Source organism: Haemophilus parainfluenzae (assembly GCF_014931395.1).
Taxonomy (GTDB): Bacteria; Pseudomonadota; Gammaproteobacteria; order Enterobacterales; family Pasteurellaceae; genus Haemophilus_D.
Genome location: NZ_CP063120.1, coordinates 1,930,311 through 1,956,037 on the forward strand (window position 1 = coordinate 1,930,311; position 25,727 = coordinate 1,956,037).

Annotated in this window: 20 protein-coding genes and 1 pseudogene; 14 read left to right on the forward strand and 7 right to left on the reverse strand. The window is 38.8% G+C overall.

Going from position 1 to position 25,727, the window contains the following annotated elements; genetic code table 11:
• Positions 1 to 133: 133 nt before the first annotated feature.
• Complete coding sequence (gene sppA / locus INP94_RS09625) at positions 134 to 1,996, reverse strand: signal peptide peptidase SppA (RefSeq protein WP_232087400.1); 1,863 nt, start codon at positions 1,994 to 1,996, stop codon at positions 134 to 136.
• A 110-nt stretch (positions 1,997 to 2,106) separates the two neighbouring features.
• Here sppA and INP94_RS09630 point away from each other — a divergent pair, with 110 nt between their 5' ends.
• Positions 2,107 to 2,661, forward strand: coding sequence for a nitroreductase family protein (locus INP94_RS09630; protein WP_197543482.1), 555 nt, complete (start codon positions 2,107 to 2,109; stop codon positions 2,659 to 2,661).
• A 40-nt stretch (positions 2,662 to 2,701) separates the two neighbouring features.
• Here INP94_RS09630 and metX read toward each other — a convergent pair whose 3' ends face one another.
• Positions 2,702 to 3,787, reverse strand: coding sequence for a homoserine O-acetyltransferase MetX (gene metX, locus INP94_RS09635; protein ID WP_197543483.1), 1,086 nt, complete (start codon positions 3,785 to 3,787; stop codon positions 2,702 to 2,704).
• A gap of 157 nt (positions 3,788 to 3,944) precedes the next feature.
• Here metX and INP94_RS09640 point away from each other — a divergent pair, with 157 nt between their 5' ends.
• The 9 genes and pseudogenes from INP94_RS09640 to INP94_RS09680 all read left to right on the forward strand — a co-directional run.
• Positions 3,945 to 4,643 carry a SanA/YdcF family protein gene (locus INP94_RS09640; RefSeq protein ID WP_197543484.1) on the forward strand — a complete coding sequence of 233 codons (699 nt, stop codon included), beginning with the start codon at positions 3,945 to 3,947 and terminating at the stop codon, positions 4,641 to 4,643.
• A 167-nt stretch (positions 4,644 to 4,810) separates the two neighbouring features.
• Entirely contained in the window at positions 4,811 to 6,163 is a 1,353-nt protein-coding gene (gene lysC / locus INP94_RS09645) for a lysine-sensitive aspartokinase 3 (protein ID WP_197543485.1), read from the forward strand.
• A 129-nt stretch (positions 6,164 to 6,292) separates the two neighbouring features.
• A complete protein-coding gene (gene purA / locus INP94_RS09650; protein WP_049372489.1) occupies positions 6,293 to 7,591 on the forward strand; it encodes an adenylosuccinate synthase in 1,299 nt (432 codons plus the stop codon).
• A gap of 64 nt (positions 7,592 to 7,655) precedes the next feature.
• Complete coding sequence (locus INP94_RS09655) at positions 7,656 to 8,321, forward strand: DUF484 family protein (RefSeq protein WP_197543486.1); 666 nt, start codon at positions 7,656 to 7,658, stop codon at positions 8,319 to 8,321.
• A 163-nt stretch (positions 8,322 to 8,484) separates the two neighbouring features.
• Positions 8,485 to 9,480 carry an ABC transporter substrate-binding protein gene (locus INP94_RS09660; protein WP_178410842.1) on the forward strand — a complete coding sequence of 332 codons (996 nt, stop codon included), beginning with the start codon at positions 8,485 to 8,487 and terminating at the stop codon, positions 9,478 to 9,480.
• A 19-nt stretch (positions 9,481 to 9,499) separates the two neighbouring features.
• On the forward strand, positions 9,500 to 10,570 hold the full coding sequence (locus INP94_RS09665; RefSeq protein ID WP_197543487.1) for an ABC transporter ATP-binding protein: 1,071 nt from the start codon (positions 9,500 to 9,502) through the stop codon (positions 10,568 to 10,570).
• A gap of 11 nt (positions 10,571 to 10,581) precedes the next feature.
• Positions 10,582 to 12,276, forward strand: a complete 1,695-nt coding sequence (locus tag INP94_RS09670; RefSeq protein ID WP_014065220.1) for an ABC transporter permease — start codon at positions 10,582 to 10,584, stop codon at positions 12,274 to 12,276.
• Positions 12,277 to 12,293: 17 nt separating this feature from the next.
• Positions 12,294 to 13,352, forward strand: a complete 1,059-nt coding sequence (locus tag INP94_RS09675; protein ID WP_049365916.1) for an ABC transporter ATP-binding protein — start codon at positions 12,294 to 12,296, stop codon at positions 13,350 to 13,352.
• Positions 13,353 to 13,377: 25 nt separating this feature from the next.
• Positions 13,378 to 13,494: pseudogene (locus tag INP94_RS09680) on the forward strand (DUF484 family protein); the annotation flags it as partial.
• A 43-nt stretch (positions 13,495 to 13,537) separates the two neighbouring features.
• Here the strand turns inward: INP94_RS09680 and INP94_RS09685 are convergent.
• Positions 13,538 to 14,041 carry a hypothetical protein gene (locus INP94_RS09685; protein ID WP_049365917.1) on the reverse strand — a complete coding sequence of 168 codons (504 nt, stop codon included), beginning with the start codon at positions 14,039 to 14,041 and terminating at the stop codon, positions 13,538 to 13,540.
• A gap of 370 nt (positions 14,042 to 14,411) precedes the next feature.
• On the opposite strand from INP94_RS09685, the gene yedE reads away from it, so the two are divergent.
• Positions 14,412 to 15,473, forward strand: a complete 1,062-nt coding sequence (yedE, locus tag INP94_RS09690; protein ID WP_197543488.1) for a YedE family putative selenium transporter — start codon at positions 14,412 to 14,414, stop codon at positions 15,471 to 15,473.
• Between the two features lie 93 nt (positions 15,474 to 15,566).
• Here the strand turns inward: yedE and ilvN are convergent, their stop codons facing one another.
• The 3 genes from ilvN to fabB form a co-directional block, all read right to left on the reverse strand.
• Positions 15,567 to 16,058: an acetolactate synthase small subunit gene (ilvN, locus tag INP94_RS09695; RefSeq protein WP_014065217.1), complete on the reverse strand. Its 492-nt coding sequence runs from the start codon at positions 16,056 to 16,058 to the stop codon at positions 15,567 to 15,569.
• On the reverse strand, positions 16,058 to 17,782 hold the full coding sequence (locus tag INP94_RS09700; RefSeq protein WP_197543489.1) for an acetolactate synthase 3 large subunit: 1,725 nt from the start codon (positions 17,780 to 17,782) through the stop codon (positions 16,058 to 16,060). Before INP94_RS09700 ends, ilvN begins: the two co-directional genes overlap by 1 nt.
• A gap of 370 nt (positions 17,783 to 18,152) precedes the next feature.
• A complete protein-coding gene (fabB, locus tag INP94_RS09705; protein ID WP_005698496.1) occupies positions 18,153 to 19,373 on the reverse strand; it encodes a beta-ketoacyl-ACP synthase I in 1,221 nt (406 codons plus the stop codon).
• Between the two features lie 182 nt (positions 19,374 to 19,555).
• Here fabB and mnmC point away from each other — a divergent pair, with 182 nt between their 5' ends.
• Positions 19,556 to 21,565, forward strand: a complete 2,010-nt coding sequence (gene mnmC / locus INP94_RS09710; protein ID WP_197543490.1) for a bifunctional tRNA (5-methylaminomethyl-2-thiouridine)(34)-methyltransferase MnmC2/FAD-dependent 5-carboxymethylaminomethyl-2-thiouridine(34) oxidoreductase MnmC1 — start codon at positions 19,556 to 19,558, stop codon at positions 21,563 to 21,565.
• Between the two features lie 36 nt (positions 21,566 to 21,601).
• Here the strand turns inward: mnmC and rng are convergent, their stop codons facing one another.
• Complete coding sequence (gene rng / locus INP94_RS09715) at positions 21,602 to 23,077, reverse strand: ribonuclease G (RefSeq protein ID WP_197543491.1); 1,476 nt, start codon at positions 23,075 to 23,077, stop codon at positions 21,602 to 21,604.
• A gap of 117 nt (positions 23,078 to 23,194) precedes the next feature.
• On the opposite strand from rng, the gene putP reads away from it, so the two are divergent.
• Together putP and cmoB are read left to right on the forward strand one after the other, a co-directional pair.
• Complete coding sequence (gene putP, locus INP94_RS09720; RefSeq protein ID WP_197543492.1) at positions 23,195 to 24,709, forward strand: sodium/proline symporter PutP; 1,515 nt, start codon at positions 23,195 to 23,197, stop codon at positions 24,707 to 24,709.
• The gene (cmoB, locus tag INP94_RS09725; protein WP_197543493.1) at positions 24,709 to 25,674 is read left to right on the forward strand and encodes a tRNA 5-methoxyuridine(34)/uridine 5-oxyacetic acid(34) synthase CmoB; all 966 of its coding nucleotides are present in this window, start codon (positions 24,709 to 24,711) and stop codon (positions 25,672 to 25,674) included. The genes putP and cmoB overlap by 1 nt, the downstream gene beginning before the upstream one ends.
• Positions 25,675 to 25,727 lie beyond the last annotated feature (53 nt).

A 25,727-nucleotide genomic window follows, 5' to 3' on the forward strand; every position in this document is an offset into this window, starting at 1 on the left:
AGCAATTACAATTCCAAATATAATAAAAAAACTTTATTTGAATCATTATCAGGAACTTTATCCGCAAATAACTCTAATAATTTCACTAAAAAATCAAACATATTAATATTATCCTTAATTTAATTTCATAATATTACTTCGTAGTAATACAATTTAAACAATACAAATACTGCCCTTTTGGATCATTAAATTTGGTTAACACATTCAGTTGTTTTTTCATTTGATGCACTTCCTGTGGCAATCCCAACCAATTTGTCAATAATACTTGCCCTTTTTGCTTAAGCTTGCGATCTAATTTTGCTAAGAAGCTATCATCTTCATCAACTAACCATTGCACAATAAAGCTATCCATATATTTATCCGGATTTTGGTTTACTAGAGCACCAGCTTTCTCAATGGCTACATCTATATCACCTAATTCATCCACCAAACCATTTTTATGTGCATCTTGCCCTAACCAAACTTGGCCTTGAGCAATTTTATCTACTTTATCTTTTGATAACTGACGACCACGGCTTACAACATCTAAGAAGCGGTCATAACCATTTTCGATACCAAGTTGATAGATATCTTGAGTATTTTTACTCAATGGGCTTAAAGCTGACGTTTCCGCGAGATCTGTTGTCGCCACACTATCAGTACTCATTCCCATTTTTTTGATTGCATTTTCAAAGGTTGGGAATAACGCAAAAATCCCGATAGAACCCGTAATCGTATTTTTATCTGCCACAATATAATCTGCAGTAGATGAAATCCAATAACCACCAGATGCAGCCATACCGCCCATAGATACCACAACAGGCTTACCTGCTTTTTGAAGATTTTCAGTTTCCTGGCGAATAATTTCAGATGCAAAAGCGCTACCGCCCGGAGAATTAACACGGAGAACAACTGCCTTCACTTTCTCATTATCGTGAGCCTGTCTTAATAATCTCGCAATGGTATCACCACCAGCAGACTCTTCATCACTTTCCCCATCAATAATTGTCCCTTCGACATTAACTACAGCAACGATATTTTTTTCATTTGGATCAACAGAGAAACGATCACCTAAATCAGATAAATAATCTTCAAAATCTAATAATTTAGTATTTCCCTCTGCATCTTGACCAAAAAATGCAGTCAATTTTTTATCTAAATCCAATCTTGTCGCAAAATGTGTCACTAACTGACGTTTTTTCACATAAGCCGTTTCATCACCCTTTAAGGCTTTTAAATCACTAATATATTTTTGTGCATTCGGTAATACATCATTAGCGGTAATATGACGATTAACCATTAACGTTTGCATGTAGTTTTGCCACATACCCCCAAGCCATTTCTGCATATTCGCTCGTGCTTCTGGTGACATATCATCACGCAAGAAAGGTTCTACAGCAGACTTATATGTCCCCACTCGGAAAATATGCGGCGTAATTTCAAGTTTTTCGAGCATGGATTTGAAGTAAAGATTTTCATAACGTAAACCTTGAATACCGACTTGTCCAATCGGATTGAGATAAATTTCGTCCGCAAAACTCGCAAGAAAATATTGTGATTGTGTGTAATTGTCAGCATAAGCAATAACTGGCTTTTCTGATTCTTTAAAACTTTGAATGGCCTTTCCTACATACTCTAATGATGGAAGATCCCCCCCTTCAAAGTCATTTAAATTCAACACTAAACCACGAATTCGTTCATCATCTTTCGCAGATAAAATACTTTGCACCACATCAAAGGTTGAATATTTATAAGAGACTTTTTCATTATTTAAACGTTGGAGTTCCTTTTCCCAACTCAACATATCTTCCGTGTTATCCGCAAGATAGCCCGTTAAATTTAAATATAATGCACCTTGATCACCTGATAAGACTTGGCTTTTCTTACCATCCCCCAAAAGGCCGACAAGAAAAATCAACGCTAAAACAAATAATAAAAACACAAAATTCATCACAAGATTTCGGATAAAATTGAGCGCTTTACAACAAAATTTCAATACGCTTAAGATGTTATTCATGCGAAATTAAACCTTTAAAATAGAAATAAAAATTGTGCGTAGCCTATCATAAAGTCCTATGAAAAACTATGCTATAATCAACCGCACTTAATTAGAAGAAGGAAAATACTATGGATGCATTAACTCTTTTAACACAACGTAAATCCAATAAAAAATTAACGGCACCAGCCCCTAGCCAAGTACAATTAGAACAAATGTTTCAAGCCGCTTTACATGCACCTGATCATGGTAAGCTTGAGCCTTATCATTTCGTGGTAATTCAAGGCACAGGTTTAAGTAAATTGGAAAGCTTGCTCAAAGCGGCAGTGGCTGAATTTGAGTTAGGTGAAGAGCGATTAAAAAAAGCAGAGAATTTTGCACGCCGTGCACCGATGGTCATTGCGGTAATTGCTAAAATTAATCATGAAGTGAAAAAAGTACCAGGTTGGGAACAAATGCTTACTGCAGGTGCAGCAACTTATGCGATTCAACTTGCGGGCAACGCACTGGGTTTTGAAAGTTTTTGGGCAACTGGTCCTCTCGTTGAAGGGCATGAATTACGTGAAACGTTTGGTTGCGACAAAAATGATAAGATCGTTGCCTTATTACAAATTGGTACGGCCGCTGAAAAATTAGAAAGAGACTGTAAACCAAAAGATTTATCACGTTTCGTGACCCATCTATAACAATCAAAAAAGGCGGAGATTTCCGCCTTTTCTATTGTTCTTATTCAAACTCGCCTTCTAATCCACTTCGGATTTTATTTTCAAACGCTGTATAGTCCACTAAAAACGCATCGTGACCATAATCTGATGGGAATTCATAAAATCTTAAATCTATGCCGGCTTGCTCTAAAAGCTGTTTACTTTTATGCAAATCAATGGATTTAAATAGTTGATCTGTCGTCACTGAAACTAATGTATAACAGGCTTTAATTCGAGATAAGGCTTCTTTTACGTCTGTATACCCTACACTAGGATCATACAGATCGAGCGCACGCAATAAATGCAAATAGGTGTTGGCATCAAAACGCTCTAAAAATTTTTTACCTTGATAACTCAAATAGGATTCCACTTGAAAGTGATCTCCCCAAAATTGTCCTTCAGATTTAGTCGCTCGCCCAAATGCCTTGGCTAACTGCACATCGGTCCGATAGGTCAACATTCCCAACATACGAGCAATGGAAAGCCCTTGATTAGGCGGTGTCCCCTCATAATAATCACCATTATTAAAATTCGGATCATTAATGACAGCCTGACGCATCACATGATTAAACCCAATAGCTTCCGCACTGAAGAAAATCGAAGAGCAAAGATTCACAATATTATCCATAAAATCCGGATAATCAATTGCCCATTGTGTAGCTTGCATACCGCCAAAAGAGCCGCCCACTATCGCTTTTAGATGTGTTATACCGAGATAGTCAAGTAACGCTTTTTGTACTTTGATAATATCTTGAACAATAATATTGGGGAACTGGCTACCGTAAGGTTTTCCTGTAGTGGGATTAATTGAGCTTGGTCCCGTTGTTCCTTTACAACCGCCTAATACATTTGAGCAAATAAAAAAGTACTTAGATGTATCAAAGGCTAGACCTTCGCCCATAAAGTTTTGCCACCAGCCATCTTTATTCGGTTCATCAAAATAAGGTTCGGCATCTCCTGTTAAGGCATGACAAATCAATACAGCATTGCTTTTATCTGCATTTAAAGTCCCGTAAGTTTGATACGCGACATTAATAGGCGAAAGCTGCCCACCCAATGTTAATTGGAGGGGATTGTCTTGAAACAACTCGACATTTTGCACAGCCATTAAAATGATAACCTTTTACGTTGATGATTTACCAATTATCAACAGCTCATGTTTTTTGTCAAGAAATTTTAGACGTTTAGACGTCTAAATATTTCCTTATCAATTTAGTAAACAAATTACACTTGAAATTATTTTGCTTTTTCAGTATGTTAGCCATATGCAACTATCCAAAATGCGGTTAAAAATGACTGCACTTTCATGGCTCTCTCGCCTTCCGCTGAAAAAACTCCTCGGCTACGCTTTGGGGTTAGGTTTACTCGTCTTGATTGGTTGCTTCACCATTGATCGCGCTGTGAGTTTCTATGTACAGGATCGCGTTTATGAAGACGTTGAAACACTCCCACATCGTCACTATGCATTAGTATTGGGCACATCCAAATATGTTGCCAAAGGTAAAACCAACAAATATTACGACTACCGTTTAGAAGCATCAAAATACTTAATCGATCAAAATAAAGTTGATTATTTACTGCTAAGTGGCGATAACCGTACGCTTCAATATAACGAGCCTCGTACCATGTTTTTGGACCTACGTAAAATGGGTGTGTCTGAAAGCGTCATGTTTAAAGATTTTGCAGGATTCCGCACCTTAGACTCTGTTGTGCGAGCCAATAAAGTTTTCCAAGTTCCTTCCTTTACGATCATCAGTCAAAAATTCCATTGTGAACGTGCGCTACTTATTGCTAAACATTACAATATTGATGCCATTTGTTTCACCGCAAAACAGCCTGAAGTTTATTTTGGGACGCGTGTCCGCGAAATGTTTGCTCGCGTGAAAGCCGTATTAGACTTAATTATCGGGGTAAAACCCTACTTTCTTGGTACACCAGAACCGCTACCAATGCCTGCTGAATAGTTAACTATTCTTTAATTTTTACCCTGTTTAATCAAAAAACATCTAAATAAAAAGATTTTTATACGATTTTTTATCATATTTATTTGACAATTTTTGCTTAAATCGCTATTTCTAATAGCCATCATAAAACACAACATCTTACTTTTTTCATTTTAGAGGATTATCTTATGTCTCATTTATCGGTAGCAAAATTTGGTGGTACATCCGTTGCGAACTATTCCGCGATGCAAGCTTGTGCCAAAATCATCATTGCAGATCCTAATACTCGAGTTGTAGTGCTTTCTGCATCGGCAGGTGTTACTAACTTATTAGTTGCCCTAGCCAATGGTTTAGAAGCAGAAGAACGTGCAAAATTAATCGGTGAAGCCCGTCAAATTCAAGAAAATATTTTAAATGAATTACAAGACGACAGCCGTGTGCGCCCTGTCATCGAAAAATACTTGGAAAATATTACTGCACTTTCTGAAGCAGCAAGCCTTGCGACGTCAAAAGCTTTAACTGACGAAATCATCAGTCAAGGTGAAATGATGTCGACACAAATTTTCATTGAAGTATTAAGAGAATTACAAACTACCGCAACTTGGGTCGATGTGCGTACTTTAGTCGCAACCAATGATAACTTTGGTAAAGCGGCACCAGATGATGCACAAACTCAAGCAAATTGCGATAATTTATTAAAACCATTAATCGACCGAGGTGAATTAGTCATCACCCAAGGTTTTATTGGTCGTGAACCAGGCGGTAAAACGACTACTTTAGGCCGTGGTGGTAGTGACTACTCTGCTGCACTTTTAGCGGAAGTATTAAACGCAAAAGATGTATTAATTTGGACGGATGTAGCGGGAATTTACACTACTGACCCTCGTGTCGTCCCTGAAGCAAAACGTATTGATACCATGAGCTTTGCTGAAGCAGCTGAAATGGCAACTTTCGGCGCTAAAGTATTACACCCTGCAACATTACTTCCAGCTGTACGCAGTAATATTCCTGTTTATGTAGGTTCAAGTAAAGCACCTGATGCAGGCGGTACTTGGGTAACACGCGATCCTCAACCACGTCCGACATTCCGTGCTATTGCAGTTCGTCGTGATCAAACTTTATTGACGCTTTCAAGCTTAAGCATGCTACACGCTCAAGGATTCCTTGCGAATGTATTCAATATCTTAGCCAAATATAAAATTTCGGTGGACACCATTACCACTTCTGAAGTGAGCATTGCATTAACGTTAGATAAAACTGGCTCAGCTTCATCTGGTGTAGAATTACTTTCTCCTGAATTATTAGAAGAATTAAGCCAATACTGCACCGTGAAAGTTGATACAGGCTTATCGCTTGTCGCATTAATTGGAAATGATTTACACCTAGCTTCAGGTGTGGCAAAACGTATTTTTGACACGCTTGAAGGCTATAACATTCGCATGATTAGCTATGGCGCAAGCACGAATAACATTTGTATGCTAGCACATAGTGACAAAGCGGATGACGTAGTACGTTCATTACATAAATCGTTGTTTGAATAATAAATTTAAGAAAAGTGCGGTTAAAAATAACCGCACTTTTTTACGTTTAAAATTTGAGATTACGACCAAAAAAGAGTAAAGTAATCGTTTGTCTGATTTATAAACTTACGCAAACTTAAGGCGGAAATTATGGGAAAAAGTGTTGTTGTTCTTGGCGCTCAGTGGGGCGATGAAGGGAAAGGCAAGATCGTTGATTTATTAACAGATCGCGTTAAATATGTAGTGCGTTACCAAGGTGGTCACAACGCAGGTCACACTTTAATTATTAATGGTGAAAAAACTGTATTACGCTTAATTCCATCAGGTATTTTACGTGATAACGTGACCTGTTTAATCGGTAACGGCGTGGTACTCTCTCCTGCTGCATTAATGCAAGAAATGGGCGAATTAGAAAGCCGTGGCGTAAAAGTACGTGAACGTTTATTAATTTCAGAAGCTTGTCCATTAATCCTACCTTATCACGTTGCAATGGATCACGCTCGTGAAGCCGCGTTAGGCAAAAAAGCCATTGGTACAACCGGTCGTGGTATCGGCCCAGCTTATGAAGATAAAGTGGCTCGTCGTGGTTTACGCGTGGGCGATTTATTCAATCGCGAAGCCTTTGCTGAAAAATTAAAAAATATCCTTGAATACTATAATTTCCAATTGGTGAACTACTACAAAGTAGAACCTGTTGATTATCAAAAAACATTAGACGATGTGTTCGCAGTAGCTGATATTATTACTGGTATGGTGGCAGATATCACAACCATCTTAGATACCGCACGTAAAAATGGTGACAACATCCTATTCGAAGGTGCACAAGGTACGATGCTTGATATCGACCACGGCACCTATCCGTATGTAACCAGTTCTAACACCACAGCAGGTGGCGTAGCAACAGGTTCTGGTTTCGGTCCTCGCAACCTTGACTATGTGTTAGGTATCATCAAAGCATACTGTACTCGTGTTGGTGGCGGTCCATTCACCACAGAATTATTCGATGAAACTGGTGCTGAAATTGCACGTAAAGGTAATGAATTTGGTGCTGTAACTGGTCGTCCACGTCGTTGTGGTTGGTTTGATGCTGTCGCGATTCGCCGTGCAATTCAACTTAACTCGATTTCTGGTTTCTGTATGACTAAATTAGACGTATTAGATGGCTTTGACGAAGTGAAAATCTGTACGGCTTACAAAATGCCAAATGGCGAAATCGTTGAATATGCCCCATTAGCAGCGAAAGATTGGGAAGGCGTAGAGCCAATTTACGAAACCTTACCAGGCTGGAAAGAAAACACCTTCGGTGTGACTGATGTAAATAAATTACCGCAAACTTGCCGTAATTACATCAAACGTATCGAAGAAGTAACTGGCGTACCTGTCGCTATCCTTTCAACGGGTCCTGATCGTGTTCAAACAATGATTTTACGCGATCCATTTGCGGCCTAAAACAGCATAAAAATAAACCGCACTTTGGCACAACCAAGTGCGGTTATTTTTTAAGGAGTTTTTGATGACTGAACAAGATATTGCTGACTACCTAAAAAATCATCCTGATTTTTTTACCCATCGCCCAGAACTACTTCAACAGATTAGTATTCCGCATGGCCATGAAGAAGGGACGATTTCGTTAGTCGAAGCACAGCTTGCTCGGCAACGAGAACAAATCAAAACACTTACTCAACTCCTTGAAAAATTTCATCAGCTTGCTCATCAAGAAGCCGATATCTTCTTTGCTCTTTTGCCTTTGCAGAAAAAACTATTTCAGACAGAAGACTTTATTGCCATCAATGAAAAGCTTGATGACTGGGCAAAAGGCTATGAACTAGAAGGTGCTAAAATCTTACTTTTCACTGACAACTGGCAAAAAAATAATTCTATTCCTGAACAACATTGGTTAGACCGAAAAGCCTTTGAACTCATTCGCCTAGAGCGCATGGGCTTACGCCAATTCTATTTAGGCGATCTCTCCAATAAAGAAAAAGCCCTCATGTTCCTTCCTGAAGAGCTCCCTATCGGCTCTGTTGCGATTTGCCGTTTAGGTGGAACACCTCAAAAACCAACCGCACTTTTACTCTTCAAATCTCGAGACACAGACCGTTTCCACAACGACCAAGACACCACATTTCTTCGACATTTAGTCGATATTGTGGAATTGCATTTGGGAAGATGGCTTTAAACATTATTAAGTGATCTCTGTCACAAATCTAAAAATTATTTAAATTTAGACTTTTATATTCAAATATTTAAGCGTATTTTGTAGGTTAGATGTTTTGGTATAAATGTCGATCGTAGTTTGATCTCATTTACTGATTTTATCCCTATCTCAGTGAGGTTTCATTATGAATAAAAAAATGTCTTTAACATTGATTGCCATTGGACTAGGTATGTCACTTAGTAATATGGCTGCGGCACAAGAAAAATTAATTGTGTACACATCAATGAAAGAATCATTAATTGGTGCATTAAAAGCAAAATTTACTGAAAAACATCCAGATGTTGAAATGGATTATCAGTCTGCCGGCGCCGGAAAATTGATGGCTAAAATTGCAACAGAAAAAGAATCCGGGAAAATTATGGCCGATGTGATTTGGACAAGTGAAGTACCTGACTTCTTCCAAATGAAAAAAAACGGCATGCTTGAAGCTTATGTTTCTCCTGAAACTGCCAATATTGTTAACCCTATCCCTAACTTTGATGGTTCTTTTACCCCAGTCCGCCTCGGTACACTAGCAATCGCCTACAATACCCGCTTCGTTAAAGATAACCCACCTGCTGAATGGGCTGATATCTTAAAACCTGAATATAAAGGTGCATTTGGTATTGCAAACCCTGCATTATCGGGTACGTCATATATGAGTGTATCTTTATTAAAAGATAAATTTGGTTGGGAATTCTTTGAAAAATTAAAAGCAAATAAAGCTAAAGTAGGTAAAGGTGCAGGACAAGTTATCGACGATACCGCATCTGGTGATTTATTAGCCTCTCTCGCTGTTGACTATATTACCAACGATAAAATTAAAAAAGGCGCGCAATTAAAATTGGTTTATCCAAAAGAAACACTCGTCATCCCTAGCCCTGCAGCGATCTTAAAAGGCACTGAACACCTTGCTGCTTCACAAAAATTTATTGACTTCTTACTTTCTGAAGATGGGCAAAAAATCATTGCAAATGAAGGCACATTACCAGTTAGAAAAGGTATTGAACTTGATGCTAAATTTGGTATGCCATCTCTAGAAGATGCCGTATCAAGAGCGATTCCTATTGACTATGAAAAATTAATGTCAGAAAAAGAAGAAACAATTAAACATTTCACTCAAATTCTTCAAGGTCGTTAATTAGTAAGGAGTAGTGATTATGGCAACAATTACATTTGAAAATGTATCCAAAAAATTCGGCTCAAATGAAGTGTTAAAAAATCTGTCCTTAGTTGTACAAGATGGAGAATGTTTTACGCTTCTTGGCCCATCCGGCTGTGGGAAAACTGTCTTATTACGCCTGCTTGCAGGATTTGATGTGCCAGATAGTGGCCGTATTTTAATTGATGATGTGGTTGTTGCCGATCCCGCTACAAACACGGATATTCCGCCAGATCAACGCGGTCTAGGTGTGGTCTTCCAAGATTATGCTGTTTGGCCACATATGACTGTCTTTGACAATATCGCCTACCCTCTAAAATTAAAGAATATTGAAAAAGAAGCTCTCCATAAACAAGTGATGGAAGTGGTCGAATTAGTTAATTTAACTGGTTTAGAAGAACGTTTACCTTCTCAATTGTCAGGGGGGCAACAACAGCGCGTTGCTCTCGCAAGGGCATTAGTTGCTAAACCATCTTTAATGCTCTTAGACGAACCTCTCAATAATTTGGATGCCAATCTTCGAGAAGAAATGCGTTTTGAAATTAAAGAATTACAGAAAAAACTCGGTATTACTATTCTGTACGTAACACATGACCAAGAAATTGCCCTAGCAATATCAGATCGTTTGGCCATTATGAATGAGCATGGTGATATCCAACAAATTGGAACACCATGGGACATTTATGAGCGTTCAGAAAATGAGATGGTATTTAAATTTATGGGGCTCGCAAATTTCATTCCTGTGAGATACCAAAATAATCATCATTATATTGGAGAAGGTAATCAAATTTTAAACTGGAAAAACTTGCCACCTAACTCAGGGAAATTAGGATGTCGACCTTCCGATATCATACTCAGCAAAGACAATGAAGGTTTACTAGGAAAAATATCAAGAGCCAGCTTTCTTGGCGCGGTAATGGATTATATGGTAGAGATTGATGGTGTAACACTACGAACAGAAATCCCAACTAATAAAGCATTACGTAATAATTTAATGTTCAATGAAGGTGAAAATTGCTTTATCAGTTTTCATGATTTGCTTTGGTTTGATTCTGCTAAAGAAATCTAGAGGGGTTTATTATGGCTACAACTATTCAAAATAATCATCCATTCAATATTGCTAACGTTATTCTAGCCTTATCTATCGGTATCTTAGTTATCGTTGTTGCGGTTCCTGTTTTACTTATTTTCCTCAATTCTTTTTGGGTTGATGGACAATTTAATATCACCGACGTGGTGAATATTCTTAAGCAAGAAGAAACCTATGAAGCATTACTCAATTCACTTTTCATCGCATCTGGCGTAACTGTGATGAGTACGATCATTGGTACATTTTTTGCTTGGTTAGTAACTCGAACAGATCTACCTTACAAAGGTTTTATGAAAGTGATGTTTCTTGTACCTTTTATGCTTCCTTCTTTCATTGGGGCATTAGCTTGGAAAATGTTACTTTCACCACGTTCTGGTTACATTAACCAATTCTTCATGGATTTAGGATTTGATGGTCCTATTTTTAATATCTATAGCTATGCTGGTATTATGGCGGTAGAAACGATGTATCTTTTCCCATTCGTCTTTATCCAAGTCTGTGGTGCATTAGAGCGCATGGACCCTACATTAGAAGAATCAGCGAGAATCTCAGGCGCAAGCCTCTTTACTATTACACGTAAAATTACCATTCCACTCGTCATGCCAAGTATCCTTTCTGGTGCATTACTCATTATGCTCTATTCTATGGCTCACTTTGGTACAGTTGCCGTACTGGGCGTAGAAAATGGTATTTTCAACATTCCAACCCTCATTTATGAACGTATTCACCAAAGTGCGGGGAGTTTTGAAGCCATTCGTACCGGTACTGTACTTGCAACTGTTTTAGTATTCACTGCGGCACTGATTATTTGGTTACAAAACAAAATCTTAAATAAAGGTCGCTTCCAAATTATTGCAGGTAAAAGCTTTAGACCTATCGAAGTAAAACTTCGTGGTTTGAGAAAACCGTTGCTTGTTATTTGCTTACTCTACATCGCCTTTACAATCGTATTGCCTACAGTCACGATTTTCCTTGTTGGTGGATTAAAAACCTATGGATTACCAATTACATGGGAAAATCTCACATTAGATAACTATAAATTCATCTTATTTGAATGGCAGTTAACAAAAGATGCAATTCGCAATAGTGTGACTCTCGGTCTTGCTGCAGCACTGATTACCATGTTCGCAGGGGTAATGATTTCTTATGTTATCGTTAAAATGCGTGTTCGCGGAAAAGGCATTCTTGAGTTCTTAGGTATGTTGCCATTCTCCGTACCAGGCTCTGTAATTGCTCTTGGGGTGATCCTTGCCTGGAGTGGTAAATTTGGTATCAATCTCTACAACACAGTTTGGATTATTTTAATTGCTTACATTGCACGTTATATGGCTTTCTCACTCAAAGCTAACTCTGCAGCACTTGAGCAAGTACATGATTCATTAGTTGAAGCTTCTCGAGCATGTGGAGCAAGTATGTGGCAATCCTTAAAAGATATTGTTATCCCACTCGTAAGACCAGGGATGATTGCTGCTTTCTTCCTTATTTTCCTTCCAGCACTACGTGAATTGACCGTTTCTGTTATGTTATATGGTCCTTCTACACGAACCATCGGGGTAGCAATTTATACTCTAAATGAAGACGGTGAAACCGTTTATTCTGCGGCATTAGCGGGTATCGCCCTAATAATCATTGTATTAGGTCAAACCGTTATTAAACGTTATGCTGAAAAGAAAACTCAAAAATAGAAGGTTAGGAGTAAAAGATGAGCTATATTCAATTAAATCATGTCATGAAAAAATTTGGTGATGTTATTGCCATTGAAGATCTTAACCTTTCTATCGAAAAAGGCGAATGTTTCTCTATGCTAGGACCATCAGGTTGTGGAAAAACAACTACTCTACGAATGATTGCAGGCTTTGAAGACTTAGACGGAGGGGAAATTAAAGTCGGTGATAAATTACTGTCATCGAAGAAAAACAATTTCTATCTTCCACCAGAGAAACGCAATTTTGGTATGGTCTTTCAGGCCTTTGCAGTATGGCCGCATATGACGGTATATGATAACGTTGCCTTTCCGTTAAAACTCAAAAATATTTCAGCCCAAGAAATTGAAAAACGAACAACTGATGCCTTAAGACACACTAATTTACTTAGTGTTGCCAAGAAAAGCCCTGATGATTTATCTGGTGGCGGAAAACAACGTGTGGCTCTTGCTAGAGCATTAGCAATCAACCCAGACGTCATGTTACTAGACGAACCATTATCAAGCTTAGATCCCCATCTTCGCGAAGAAATGCGTTTTGAAATTAAGGCATTACAGAAAAAATTTGGGTTCTCAATTATTTATGTGACTCATGACCAATCTGAAGCGATGGCACTTTCAGATCGTATTATGGTCATGAAAAAAGGGGCAGTACAACAAATTGATACCCCATTAAATATTTATAATAACCCAGCTAACAAGTTTGTCTTCAATTTTATCGGGTTATCAAATCAATTAAATGTAAACCTATCATCGCAAGGTATTCATATTGATAAAGTTGATGGTATTTTCAATCTTCCAGAAATGCCAAATAATGACTTACTTTCACAAGGTAAAGCCATATTAGCAAGCCGTCCATCTGACATTGAATTTGTTCAACAAGGTGGAATCCCTGGTGTCGTAAAACGTCGCTCTTATCTTGGTGAAGTGACGGATTATAATATCCAAGTTGGAGATCAAGATATTCGTGTTCAAATTGGACGACGAGATTCTGGTCCGAAAGAAGGGGAAACATGTCAGATAGCCTTTGAACATTTGCATTGGTACCCTGCTGAATAACATATCCCAAGTGCGGTTAAATTTAACCGCACTTTTACTCTTTAAATCTCGAGATACTGACCGTTTCCACAACGACCAAGACACCACATTTCTTCGACATTTAGTCGATATTGTGGAATTGCACTTGGGGAGATATGCGTAAACAAAACATTTTAAGTGGTAAAAATACTTTATAAGATTCAAATTTATTGACAAAGCTCTGGAACCTCATCTGTTCTGAGTGATATAAATATATAATGTGCTATATCATTATTCTCTGAATCAGATCGACTCACTAGATAAGGAAATTGGTTTTGATAAATATAACAATATAAATTTAAATTACCACCTTCTAAAAAATATTGTTTTTTAGAACCTGGAATATTTACATCTTTTAAGAAAGCCATACCTCTATCGATAGAGGCTACCTTGTAAAATTGAGAAATAGGTATTTCATCAGTCTTATTAACATCAAAAACAACAATCATTTCATTGGTTTCTATAAAAGCCCTCAAGAATATATTATTAGCACTTTTAGGAAAAATATTCACGTACCATGAAAATGACTCTGAGTTAAAGAACTCTTCTGGTGAGTTGTAGTGATAATCATTATAAGATCTATAGTTAAAAGTGAATATTAAAAACACTAAAAATATAGTAATACATAGAAAGCTTACAAACTTCAAAGTTAATTTAATAAACTTACTCATAAATACTTTTTCCTTTAATTCAACTCTTATTTTTTATAAGCATTAGTGTTGCTCCTTCCAGAAAGAGTTACCTTTATATCTGATGAGAATTCTCACTAAATAAGCTTTGATTATTTTCACTTTTCTTAGCCTATAACACAAGAAATTAAGGCTAATCTACATACTAACACAACTGCCAAATAATACCTATTTATCAATTCGTTAGGGGATATATTGAAAAGTTCATGCGACCTAAAATAAATCTTTGATCCTGCTCACAATTTCAAAAAAATAAACTTTCTTTATTTTTCAACTCTTTCTACAATACCTTTGTTTTTATTATTAAAAACACACAATTCAATTTAACTTCAGATATCACAAGGGTCTAATTATGAAAATTTTAACTTGGCCTGTGGTTGCAGGTGCTGCACTTGGTATCGTTGCGCCACTTCTCTCTTACAATGGCAATCCTGGTAATATGGGATTTTGTGCGGCTTGTTTCTTACGCGATACAGCAGGATCGCTTGGATTACACCACGCAGCCCCATTACAATACCTTCGCCCAGAACTCATTGGATTAGTTTTAGGAGCACTCGCCAGTGCATTCTTATCTAAGGAATTCAAACCTCGTGGTGGCTCTGCCCCACTCGCTCGTATTAGCTTAGGCTTTTTTGCGATGCTTGGTGCGCTGATTTTCTTAGGTTGTCCATGGCGTGCTTATTTACGATTAGGTGGCGGTGATCTCACTGCAATTGCAGGTATCGTAGGATTATTTGCTGGCGTATTGGGTGGCATTTTCTTCGCTAATCGAGGATTCTCATTAGGTAAATCGAAGGAACAAAGCCAATCTTCGGGCTTAATCGGTCCAATCTTTGCCGTAATTTTGCTTGTTTTAGCCTTAACCCAATTTAAATTTGGTGAAAATCTAGCAATTTACACCTCTGAAAAAGGCCCGGGTGCACAACATGCGGCTATTTGGATGTCACTAGCTGGCGGATTACTTCTCGGTGTGCTGATGCAAAAATCGCGTTTTTGCACCATTGGGGCATTCCGAAACTTTGTCCTCTTCCGTGATGCACACTTATTAAACGGTGTGATTGCATTGATTGTCTTTGCGGCAATAACCAATGCCTTATTAGGTCAATTCCATTTAGGCTTTGAAAAACAACCTATCGCGCATAATGACTATCTCTACAATTTCCTTTCTATGGTGCTTTGTGGTCTTTGCTTTGCATTAGGCGGCGGTTGCCCTGGTAAGCAATTAGTTAATATTGGTGAAGGGAACAATGACTCTGCATTATTTGTGCTCGGTATGCTACTTGGCGCAGCTGCGGCACATAACTTTGGCTTAGCAGCGGCTCCTTCTGGCGTTGCAGCCTTTACGCCTCATCTTTTAGTTGCCGGCTTTGCAGTTTGCTTATATATCGCATTAACCAATAAATCGGAAGCCTAACATCCATTCAGAATAAACAAAAAGGAAGTCCATTATGACTTCCTTTTTTCGTTTTTAAAAGTGCGGTCATTTTTAACCGCACTTTCCACATCATTAGAGAATATTTTTCTCGCCACGGGAAAGACTAATTAAGCCTGAACGAACAATCTCAAGTAATGTACTTTCTTCTTTCACCGCCTCAACAAAAGCATCTAATTTATCTTTTGTACCCGTCAATTGAATGGTGTAGGATTTTGTTGTGACATCTACAATCTGACCACGGAAGATATCGGCTAAACGTTTTAACTCATCACGTGATGAACCCGTTGCACGCACTTTCACTAATAACACTTCACGCTCTACGTGGTCATGCTCACTCAAATTTATAACTTTAAACACGTCCACTAATTTGTGGAGTTGCTTTTCAATTTGCTCAAGCACTTGTTCATCCCCTACCGCTTCAATCGTCATACGAGAAAGGGTTGGGTCGTCCGTAGGGGCCACAGTTAAGCTTTCAATGTTAAATGCACGTTGGGAAAATAAGCCGACTACTCGAGATAATGCACCGGATTCATTTTCTAATAAAACAGATAAAATTCTACGCATTATTCGTTCTCCTCTTGTGGTTTGCTTAAAATCATCTCATTCATTGCCCCGCCGCGAACTTGCATTGGGTAAACGTGTTCGGTTTCATCAACGTTAATATCAACAAAGACCAATTTATTTTTAATGCTGAAGGCTTCTTGTAATTTGCTTTCTAATTCATCTGGTGTCGAAATTTGAATCCCCACATGACCATAAGATTCTGCTAACTTCACGAAATCTGGTAAAGAATTCATATAAGTTTGAGAATGGCGGCCAGAGTAAATCAAATCTTGCCATTGTTTCACCATGCCTAAGAAGTGGTTGTTCAAACAAATCACTACAACTGGAATACCATATTGTGTTGCCGTTGAAAGCTCTTGGATATTCATTTGAATACTGCCATCACCTGTTACACAAACCACGGTTGCGTCAGGATGTGCAAGTTTCACCCCTAATGCAGCAGGTAAACCAAAGCCCATCGTACCCGCACCACCTGAATTGATCCAACGACGCGGTAAATCAAACGGATAATGTAATGCAGCAAACATTTGGTGTTGCCCTACATCCGATGCCACATAAGCTTGGCCTTTTGTAATACGATACACCGCTTCCATGACTTGCTGTGGTTTGATGACGCCTGAAGTGCGGTCGAAATCCAAGCATTTTTTCGCTTTCCATTCATCGATTTGTTTCCACCAATCTTCCAAGTGATTTTGCGGACGCGAACCGATTTCTTCACCTAATAAACTTAAGAATTCATCCAATACATTTTTCGCGTTACCTACAATTGGAATAGCCGCAGGTACGTTTTTAGAAATAGAGGTTGGGTCAATATCAATCTGAATCACTTTGGCATTCGGGCAATATTTATCTAAGTTGTTAGTGGTTCGGTCATCAAAACGCACACCAACACCAAGAATTAAATCACTTTCATGCATCGCGGTATTGGCTTCATAAGTCCCGTGCATCCCAAGCATGCCTAAAAATTGTTTGTCCGTACTTGGGTACACGCCTAAACCCATTAACGATGAGGTGACCGGTAAATTTAAACGTTGTGCGAATTGTGTTAATTCTTTATGACAGCCTGCAGCAATTGCACCACCACCCACGAATAAAACCGGTTTTTTAGCCACTAATAATGCTTTTAATGCTTTCTTAATTTGGCCTTTATGACCATTTACCGTTGGATTATAAGAACGAAGCTCAACAGATTTTGGATATTCGTAAGGATATTTTAAAGTTGGATTTACGGTATCTTTTGGAATATCTACAACAACGGGACCTGGACGGCCTGTTGAAGCGATATAAAAGGCTTTTTTCAAGATACCTGGAATGTCTTCTGCTTTTTTAACGATAAAGCTGTGTTTAACCACTGGGCGAGAAATCCCCACCATATCACATTCTTGGAACGCATCACGACCGATTAAGCTACTCATTACCTGACCTGAAATGATCACCATTGGTACCGAATCAGTATAAGCAGTCAAAATCCCCGTAATCGCATTGGTTGCACCTGGTCCTGATGTTACTAACACACAACCCACTTTACCGGTCGCACGTGCGTAACCATCAGCCATATGCACCGCTGCTTGCTCATGACGGACTAAAATATGTTCAATCCCACCAAGGGTATGGATTGCATCATAAATATCCAATACGGCACCGCCTGGATAACCAAATAAATACTCAACGCCTTCGTCACGCAAAGACTGAACCACCATTTCCGCACCGGATAATTTCTTCATATTTTACTCCTAAAACTGACCGTACTTTTATTACTACGATTCTTTGTCAAAACAATGGAAACATCATACTGAAAGAAAACGGCTTGTCCAGCATGAGAAAAGTCTAAAAAAATGAATTAAAAAGCATTAAAAACCAACAAAATCTAAATATTAAGATTTAAATAAAGATAATTAATATAAAAAGCAGAAAATCGTAGTTTTATATGGAGTTTTATAAAAATAAAAATTTTTTATTCTTTTGTTCAAAATTTTGAGCTGGATCACATTTTAAGTGTTGATTTTTCTGCTGAGTAAGGAGAAAGGGAGGGATTATAAGAAAAAACCGCACTTGGAAGCTCCAAAGTGCGGTTAAATTTTAAGAGATTTTTAATTAGCCGTTATAGCGTTTGAACACTAAAGTTGCGTTTGTACCACCGAAACCAAAGCTGTTTGACATCACAGTTTGTAAGCCTGCATTTTCTTTTGTTTCAGTCACGATATTGCAGCCTTCTGCCGCTTCGTCTAATGTTTCGATATTAATGCTTGGTGCAATAAAGTCATTGTGTAACATTAATAAGGTATAGATTGCTTCGTGTGCACCTGCTGCACCTAAAGAGTGACCGGTCATTGATTTGGTTGAAGAAATCGCAGGGATTTTGTCACCAAATACATTTTTGATTGCACCTAATTCTTTCACATCACCAACTGGTGTTGATGTACCGTGTACGTTGATGTAATCAATTGGAGTATCTACCGTTGCCATTGCTTGTTTCATACAACGCTCTGCACCTTCACCACTTGGTGCTACCATGTCGTAACCATCAGAAGTTGCACCATAACCCACGATTTCTGCGTAGATTTTTGCGCCACGTGCTAATGCGTGTTCTAATTCTTCAACCACTACAACAGCACCACCACCTGCAATAACAAAACCATCACGGTTTGCATCGTAAGCACGAGAAGCTTTTTCTGGGGTATCATTGTATTTAGTTGAAACCGCACCCATTGCATCGAATTCAGTTGCACATTCCCAAGATAATTCTTCCGCACCACCCGCGAAAACCACATCTTGTTTACCTAATTGGATTAATTCAACTGCGTGGCCAATACAGTGTGCAGACGTTGCACAAGCAGAACTGATTGAGTAGTTCACACCACGGATTTTGTAAGGGGTTGCTAAACAAGCTGACACACTTGATGCCATGGTTTTAGTTACCGCATAAGGACCAATCGCTTTCACACCGCGTGGACCACGCACTGCATCACAAGCGACTAATTGGTTGTGAGCTGAACCAGTACCTGCACCGATTACAAGACCTGTACGGTCATTTGAAACTTGATCTTCTGTTAAACCTGAATCTTCAATCGCTTCACGCATAGAAAGGTATGCATAAGCTGCCGCATCACCCATAAAACGATACACTTTACGATCGATATGCTCGCTTGGATCAAGTTTGATTGTGCCGGCAACATGGCTACGCATTTTCATTTCAACAAACTCAGGCACGACTTCAATACCAGATTTACCTGCTTTTAATGAAGCTAAAACTTCTTCTTTGTTGTTACCGATACTTGAAATAATACCAAAACCAGTAATTACAGCTCTTTTCATTCTTTATTCCTTATGATTTAGGGGAAATTTAATTCAACTTACAGTTGTTAGCTGAACGCAATTTACTATGAAATGAAAATATTGCAAGCAATAATTCATTTGTTCGACCAGTTAAGTTTTAACCGTCTCAAAATTTCCGTGCTATTATAAAAGAATTTGATAAGGTAAAAAAGGGCTAACACATGTTCACCATTCAGCATGCAAAAATTCATTTTAACCAAGAGAATACGCCTGTTTCGGATAAATTCGATGATGTGTATTTTTCTAATCAAGATGGTTTAGCGGAAACCCATTATGTGTTTTTAGAAGGCAATCAGTTGTGGAAACGTTGGGTTAATTATCAAGAAGCCCATTTTGTTATTGCTGAGACCGGGTTTGGCACAGGATTAAATTTCTTTGCAGTGACCACGCTATTCCGTGAATTTCGTCAAAAGTACCCCAATTCGCCTTTAAAACGCCTTTATTTTATCTCTTTTGAAAAATACCCTTTGCCACTTGATGCATTACAACAAGCCCATTTAGCCTATCCGCAATTTTCTCACCTCGCTCAACATCTACAACAGCATTGGCTTAATCCTATTCAAGGTTGCTATCGTTTTCATTTTGATGAAACTACGTTAGATCTTTGGTTTGGTGATGTGGCTGAAAATCTGCCACAGCTTGGCGATTATATGAATGATAAAATTGATGCGTGGTTTTTAGATGGTTTTGCGCCAAGTAAAAATCCAGACATGTGGAACGAGCAGCTTTATCAGCAAATGTTTCGTTTTACCAAACCACAAGGCACCTTTGCGACCTTTACTGCAGCAAGTGCGGTCAGAAAAGGCTTAGAAAATGCAGGCTTTGATATTACGAAGCGCAAAGGATTTGGTAAAAAACGAGAATGTCTCTCTGGTCAAAAAACGCATGAAAAACTGACCGCACTTTCAGTTCCCTGGTTTCATAGTCAGCCCGCTAATCTAAACGAGCAAGATATTGCCATTATTGGTGGAGGAATTGCTTCTCTTTGTACGGCTATCTCCTTGCTTAAACGCGGCGCCAAAATTACGATTTATTGCGAAGATGAGCAAACTGCCCTCAATGCATCCGGCAATAAACAAGGCGCATTTTATCCGCAACTGAGTGATGATAACGAGCGCAATATTCGTTTTTATATTCATGCCTTTGCCTATGGCCATCAATTCCTACAATGGGCAATTCAGCACAAAATCGAATTTGAACACGAATTCTGTGGAGTCGCGCTTTGTGCTTACAATGAGAAAGCTGAAAGTAAATTAAATAAAATCGCTGCGCTGAATTTACCTTCTGATTTATATCAGTCATTAAATCAAACTGAATTAAGCGAAAAAGTCGGTTTACCGTTGCCTTTTAGTGGAGGTTTTATTCCTCAAGGCGCTTGGCTTGCACCACGTCAGTTAGTTCAACATGCTTTTGCCTTTTTGGAGAAACAAGGCGTCCAGATTAAAACATCACAAAAAGTAACCGCACTTTCGCAAACAGAAAATGGTTGGCAAATCAAAACTGCTGAAAATGAAACTTTCTGCCATGAAGTGGTTGCTTTAGCAAATGGGCATAAACTCACTGAGTTTGAACAAACACAAAAACTGCCGCTCTACCCTGTTCGCGGGCAAGTGAGCCAAATTCCGACATCCGCAAACTTGCTTAAACTCAAAACGGTGTTGTGCTATGACGGCTACCTTACGCCAGTCGATCAAGCGAAATCCAGTCATTGTATCGGTGCAAGTCATGTTCGTGATAATGCGACTCGTGAATTTAGTCTAACTGAACAACAAGAAAACCAACAAAAAATTCAGCAAAATATTCCTGAAGAGTGGACAAAAGAAGTGGATACATCGGGTAACCTTGCTCGAATCGGGGTGCGTTGTTCAGTACGAGATCTCACCCCAATGATGGGCGCGGTTCCGCACTTTTCAGCTCAGCAAACACAATATCAGAATTTGTTTAATTTACGACGTCGTAAACAACCAATAGAACAAGCCGCAAACTACCCTAATCTCTATTTAATCGGTGCATTAGGCTCTAGAGGATTAACTTCTGCGCCACTTTTAGGTGAAACACTGGCTTCCTTAATTTATGGCGAGCCCTTACCGATGAGTGAAGATCTGATTCATAACTTAATGCCAAACCGCAGTTGGGTCAGACGCTGGTTGAAAGGTGCGGAGGTAAAATAAAAAAAGTGCGGTTAAATTTAACCGCACTTTTATCTTTTACATCACCACTACATCAAACTGTTCTTGGTTGTAGTACTGTTCTGTTTTAACTTGAACCTGTTTGCTGATGAACATTTCGATCTCTGGCAATAAACCGTGCGATTCTTCTTTGATTAAGTAATCCGCCACAGCTGGAGAGGCATAAACCACAAATTGTTCGCTCGAGAATAAGTGGTTAACGCGAATGATCTCACGCATAATTTCATAACATACTGTTTCGACGGTTTTCACTCGTCCACGTCCTTGGCAAGTTGGACATTCATCACACAATACGTGTTCTAAACTTTCACGAGTACGTTTACGGGTCATTTCAACTAAACCAAGTTGAGTAAACCCATTCACATTCGTTTTGACGCGATCTTTTGATAGGGCTTCTTCCAAGGATTCAATCACGCGATTGCGATGATCATCGGTTTGCATATCAATAAAATCAATAATGATAATACCGCCTAGATTACGCAGTTGTAGCTGCTGTGCAATGGCTTTAGTCGCTTCAATATTGGTGTTAAAAATGGTTTCATCTAAATTTCGATGGCCAACGAAAGCGCCTGTATTGATATCAATGGTCGTCATGGCTTCGGTCTGCTCAATAATGAGATAGCCACCTGATTTTAAATTCACGCGTTTTTCAAGTGCATTTTGAATACCACGTTCTACACCATAAATATCAAAAATCGGCTGACTGCCCGTATAAAGCATTAATTTTTCACTTAATTCCGGCATAAATTCATCGGTAAATTCTTTCACTTCGTTAAAACAAAGTTTGGAATCGATATGAATTTTCTCTAAATTAGCACCGATAAAATCTCGCAAAATACGTTGTGGCAATGCGGGCTCACCATAAATTTTAGAACGGGTTGGATATTTGCCTTTACGCTCAAGCACTTTACGCCATAAACGTTTTAAAAATTCCGCATCTTGGCGTAACTCTTCCTCCGTTGCGCCTTCGGTGGCGGTACGAATAATAAAGCCGCCTAACTCATCACAAAAAGGCTCAACTAACGCTTTTAATCTTGCTCGCTCTTCTTCACTTTCAATACGTTGTGAGACACCAACATGGCTATTTTCAGGCATAAAGACGAGATAACGAGAAGGCAACGTAATATCGGTAGTTAATCTTGCACCTTTAGTGCCCAAAGGATCTTTTACCACTTGTACTACGATATCCTGCCCTTCGCGTACGAGTTCAGAAATGCTTTTTGCTCGGAATTGCTTTTGTTCGTTCACATCCACACACTCCGTATGTGAAACAATATCGGAAGCATGCAAAAATGCGGCTTTTTCTAAACCGATATCCACAAATGCGGACTGCATCCCCGGTAAAACACGGGTTACTCGCCCTTTATAAATATTCCCCACGATGCCACATTTGGCTTGACGTTCAATATGAACCTCTTTTAAAACACCCGTTTCCACCAGCGCAACGCGGGTTTCATTGGGCGTAACATTCATTAATAATTCAACAGAATCCATTTTTTCGACCTTAGTTTTAATGGTATAAGTCTATCGAAAAGGAAAATAGAATAATAGACCCAAATAAGGTAAAATGTGACCTTTCTCAAATTTTCATGATTTTTTTTGGGGTATTTAATGTTTGGTTTAGACCCAACACTTATTACTTTTAGTATTTATATTTTCGGCATGATTTTAATCGGTGTCCTTGCCTATTATTATACAAATAACTTATCCGATTATATTTTAGGCGGCCGTAAACTCGGAAGTTTTGTGACAGCCATGTCTGCTGGTGCATCTGATATGTCCGGCTGGTTATTAATGGGCTTGCCAGGTGCGGTGTATGTGTCTGGCATGGTTGAAGGTTGGATCGCCATTGGTTTAATCCTCGGGGCTTATTTTAACTGGTTGCTCGTGGCGGGTCGTTTACGGATCTATACCGAATTTAACAACAATGCACTCACATTACCGGAATATTTCCACCATCGCTTTGGCACAACACATAATCTCTTAAAAATTGTATCTGCAACAATCATCTTAGTCTTCTTTACTATTTATTGTGGTTCAGGCGTGGTTGCTGGGGCGAAATTATTCCAAAATCTATTCTCTGTCGACTACTCCACCGCCATTTGGTACGGTGCATTAGCAACGATTATTTATACTTTTATCGGTGGTTTTTTAGCCGTAAGTTGGACAGATACCATTCAAGCTACATTGATGATTTTTGCACTGATTTTAACGCCGCTCTTCATCTGTTTAAGTTTGGGTGATACATCACAATTTACAGAGGTGCTACATCAAGCTGAAATCGCAGCGAATAAAGACTTTACCGATTTATTTAGTTCTACCACGCCATTAGGTTTATTAAGTTTGGCGGCTTGGGGATTAGGTTATTTTGGTCAACCGCATATTCTTGCGCGTTTTATGGCCGCTTACTCGGTGAAATCTCTCATTAAAGCACGCCGCATCAGTATGACATGGATGGTGATTTGCCTCGCCGGTGCGATTGGTATCGGTTTCTCCGGGATTCCTTATTTCTTTGCTAACCCCAATGTGGCTGGCTTGGTAAATAATGAACCAGAACAAGTATTTATTGAACTGGCTAAATTACTCTTTAATCCATGGATTGCTGGTATTCTACTCTCTGCGATCTTAGCAGCTGTAATGAGTACACTTTCCGCTCAATTATTAATTTCTTCAAGTTCTATCACTGAGGATTTTTATAAAGGTTTTATTCGTCCAAACGCTTCTGAAAAAGAACTCGTCTGGTTAGGTCGCGCAATGGTTTTAGTTATCGCAGGTATTGCGATTTGGATTGCACAAGATGAAAACAGCAAAGTATTAAAACTCGTTGAATTTGCCTGGGCTGGCTTTGGTTCTGCATTTGGTCCTGTTGTGCTTTTCTCCTTATTCTGGAAACGTATGACTTCATCATCGGCGATGGCTGGTATGGTTGTCGGCGCAGTGGTTGTCTTTGCTTGGAAATCGGTGATTCCTGAAACCAGTGAATGGTTTAATGTCTATGAAATGATCCCTGGATTCATCCTTGCTAGCCTGGCGATTATTGTGGTTTCTCTCCTTTCTGCAGAACCTGAAAATGAAGTTAAAGAAACCTTTGAAAAAGCAGAAAGAGCCTATAAGGAAGCAAAATAATGATTGATTTTCGTCCTTTTTATCAACAAATTGCCACCACAAATTTATCTGCTTGGCTAGAAACATTGCCTGTGCAGTTAAAAGAATGGGAAAAACAAACCCATGGTGATTATGCAAAATGGTCAAAAATCGTGGACTTTCTCCCTGATTTGCAGGCAGATACTATCGATTTAAAAAATGCCGTGAAATCTGACCGCACTTCCCCACTTTCAGAGGGCGAAAAACAACGCATTGTCCATCATTTAAAACAATTGATGCCATGGCGAAAAGGACCTTATCATTTATTTGATATTCACGTGGATTGCGAATGGCGTTCTGATTTCAAATGGGATCGAGTTTTACCTCATCTTGCACCATTAAAAGATCGTACCATTTTAGATGTGGGCTGCGGTAGCGGCTACCATATGTGGCGAATGGTTGGTGAAGGCGCAAAAATGGTGGTGGGTATTGATCCAACCGAACTTTTCCTTTGCCAATTTGAAGCCGTTCGAAAATTATTAAATAACGATCGTCGAGCGAACTTAATCCCATTAGGTATTGAAGAAATGCAACCACTTGCGGCATTTGATACCGTATTCTCAATGGGCGTGCTTTATCATCGTAAATCACCGCTTGATCATCTCACTCAACTAAAAAATCAATTAGTAAAAGGTGGCGAATTGGTGTTAGAAACCTTAGTGGTTGATGGTGATGCCAATACGGTCTTAGTGCCTTCAGATCGCTATGCAAAAATGAAGAACGTGTATTTTATTCCTTCCGTTGCAGCGCTCATTAATTGGTTGGAAAAAGTCGGCTTTACTAATGTGCGTTGTGTGGATGTCGCCACTACAACATTAGAAGAACAGCGTAAAACGGATTGGTTAGAAAATGAAAGTTTGATTGATTTCTTAGATCAAAACGATCACAGTAAAACCATCGAAGGCTATCAAGCCCCAACTCGTGCAGTGATTTTAGCGAATAAATAATGGTTTAAATAAAAAGTGCGGTCAAAAAATTCCATGTTTTTTGACCGCACTTT

What these genes read in the sequence shown, in the direction of transcription:
- sppA (WP_232087400.1), bottom strand. Translation starts at nt 1,996, where the DNA reads ATGAATAACATCTTAAGCGTATTGAAATTTTGTTGTAAAGCGCTCAAT.
- INP94_RS09630 (WP_197543482.1), top strand. Translation starts at nt 2,107, where the DNA reads ATGGATGCATTAACTCTTTTAACACAACGTAAATCCAATAAAAAATTA.
- metX (WP_197543483.1), bottom strand. Translation starts at nt 3,787, where the DNA reads ATGGCTGTGCAAAATGTCGAGTTGTTTCAAGACAATCCCCTCCAATTA.
- INP94_RS09640 (WP_197543484.1), top strand. Translation starts at nt 3,945, where the DNA reads ATGCAACTATCCAAAATGCGGTTAAAAATGACTGCACTTTCATGGCTC.
- lysC (WP_197543485.1), top strand. Translation starts at nt 4,811, where the DNA reads ATGTCTCATTTATCGGTAGCAAAATTTGGTGGTACATCCGTTGCGAAC.
- purA (WP_049372489.1), top strand. Translation starts at nt 6,293, where the DNA reads ATGGGAAAAAGTGTTGTTGTTCTTGGCGCTCAGTGGGGCGATGAAGGG.
- INP94_RS09655 (WP_197543486.1), top strand. Translation starts at nt 7,656, where the DNA reads ATGACTGAACAAGATATTGCTGACTACCTAAAAAATCATCCTGATTTT.
- INP94_RS09660 (WP_178410842.1), top strand. Translation starts at nt 8,485, where the DNA reads ATGAATAAAAAAATGTCTTTAACATTGATTGCCATTGGACTAGGTATG.
- INP94_RS09665 (WP_197543487.1), top strand. Translation starts at nt 9,500, where the DNA reads ATGGCAACAATTACATTTGAAAATGTATCCAAAAAATTCGGCTCAAAT.
- INP94_RS09670 (WP_014065220.1), top strand. Translation starts at nt 10,582, where the DNA reads ATGGCTACAACTATTCAAAATAATCATCCATTCAATATTGCTAACGTT.
- INP94_RS09675 (WP_049365916.1), top strand. Translation starts at nt 12,294, where the DNA reads ATGAGCTATATTCAATTAAATCATGTCATGAAAAAATTTGGTGATGTT.
- INP94_RS09685 (WP_049365917.1), bottom strand. Translation starts at nt 14,041, where the DNA reads ATGAGTAAGTTTATTAAATTAACTTTGAAGTTTGTAAGCTTTCTATGT.
- yedE (WP_197543488.1), top strand. Translation starts at nt 14,412, where the DNA reads ATGAAAATTTTAACTTGGCCTGTGGTTGCAGGTGCTGCACTTGGTATC.
- ilvN (WP_014065217.1), bottom strand. Translation starts at nt 16,058, where the DNA reads ATGCGTAGAATTTTATCTGTTTTATTAGAAAATGAATCCGGTGCATTA.
- INP94_RS09700 (WP_197543489.1), bottom strand. Translation starts at nt 17,782, where the DNA reads ATGAAGAAATTATCCGGTGCGGAAATGGTGGTTCAGTCTTTGCGTGAC.
- fabB (WP_005698496.1), bottom strand. Translation starts at nt 19,373, where the DNA reads ATGAAAAGAGCTGTAATTACTGGTTTTGGTATTATTTCAAGTATCGGT.
- mnmC (WP_197543490.1), top strand. Translation starts at nt 19,556, where the DNA reads ATGTTCACCATTCAGCATGCAAAAATTCATTTTAACCAAGAGAATACG.
- rng (WP_197543491.1), bottom strand. Translation starts at nt 23,077, where the DNA reads ATGGATTCTGTTGAATTATTAATGAATGTTACGCCCAATGAAACCCGC.
- putP (WP_197543492.1), top strand. Translation starts at nt 23,195, where the DNA reads ATGTTTGGTTTAGACCCAACACTTATTACTTTTAGTATTTATATTTTC.
- cmoB (WP_197543493.1), top strand. Translation starts at nt 24,709, where the DNA reads ATGATTGATTTTCGTCCTTTTTATCAACAAATTGCCACCACAAATTTA.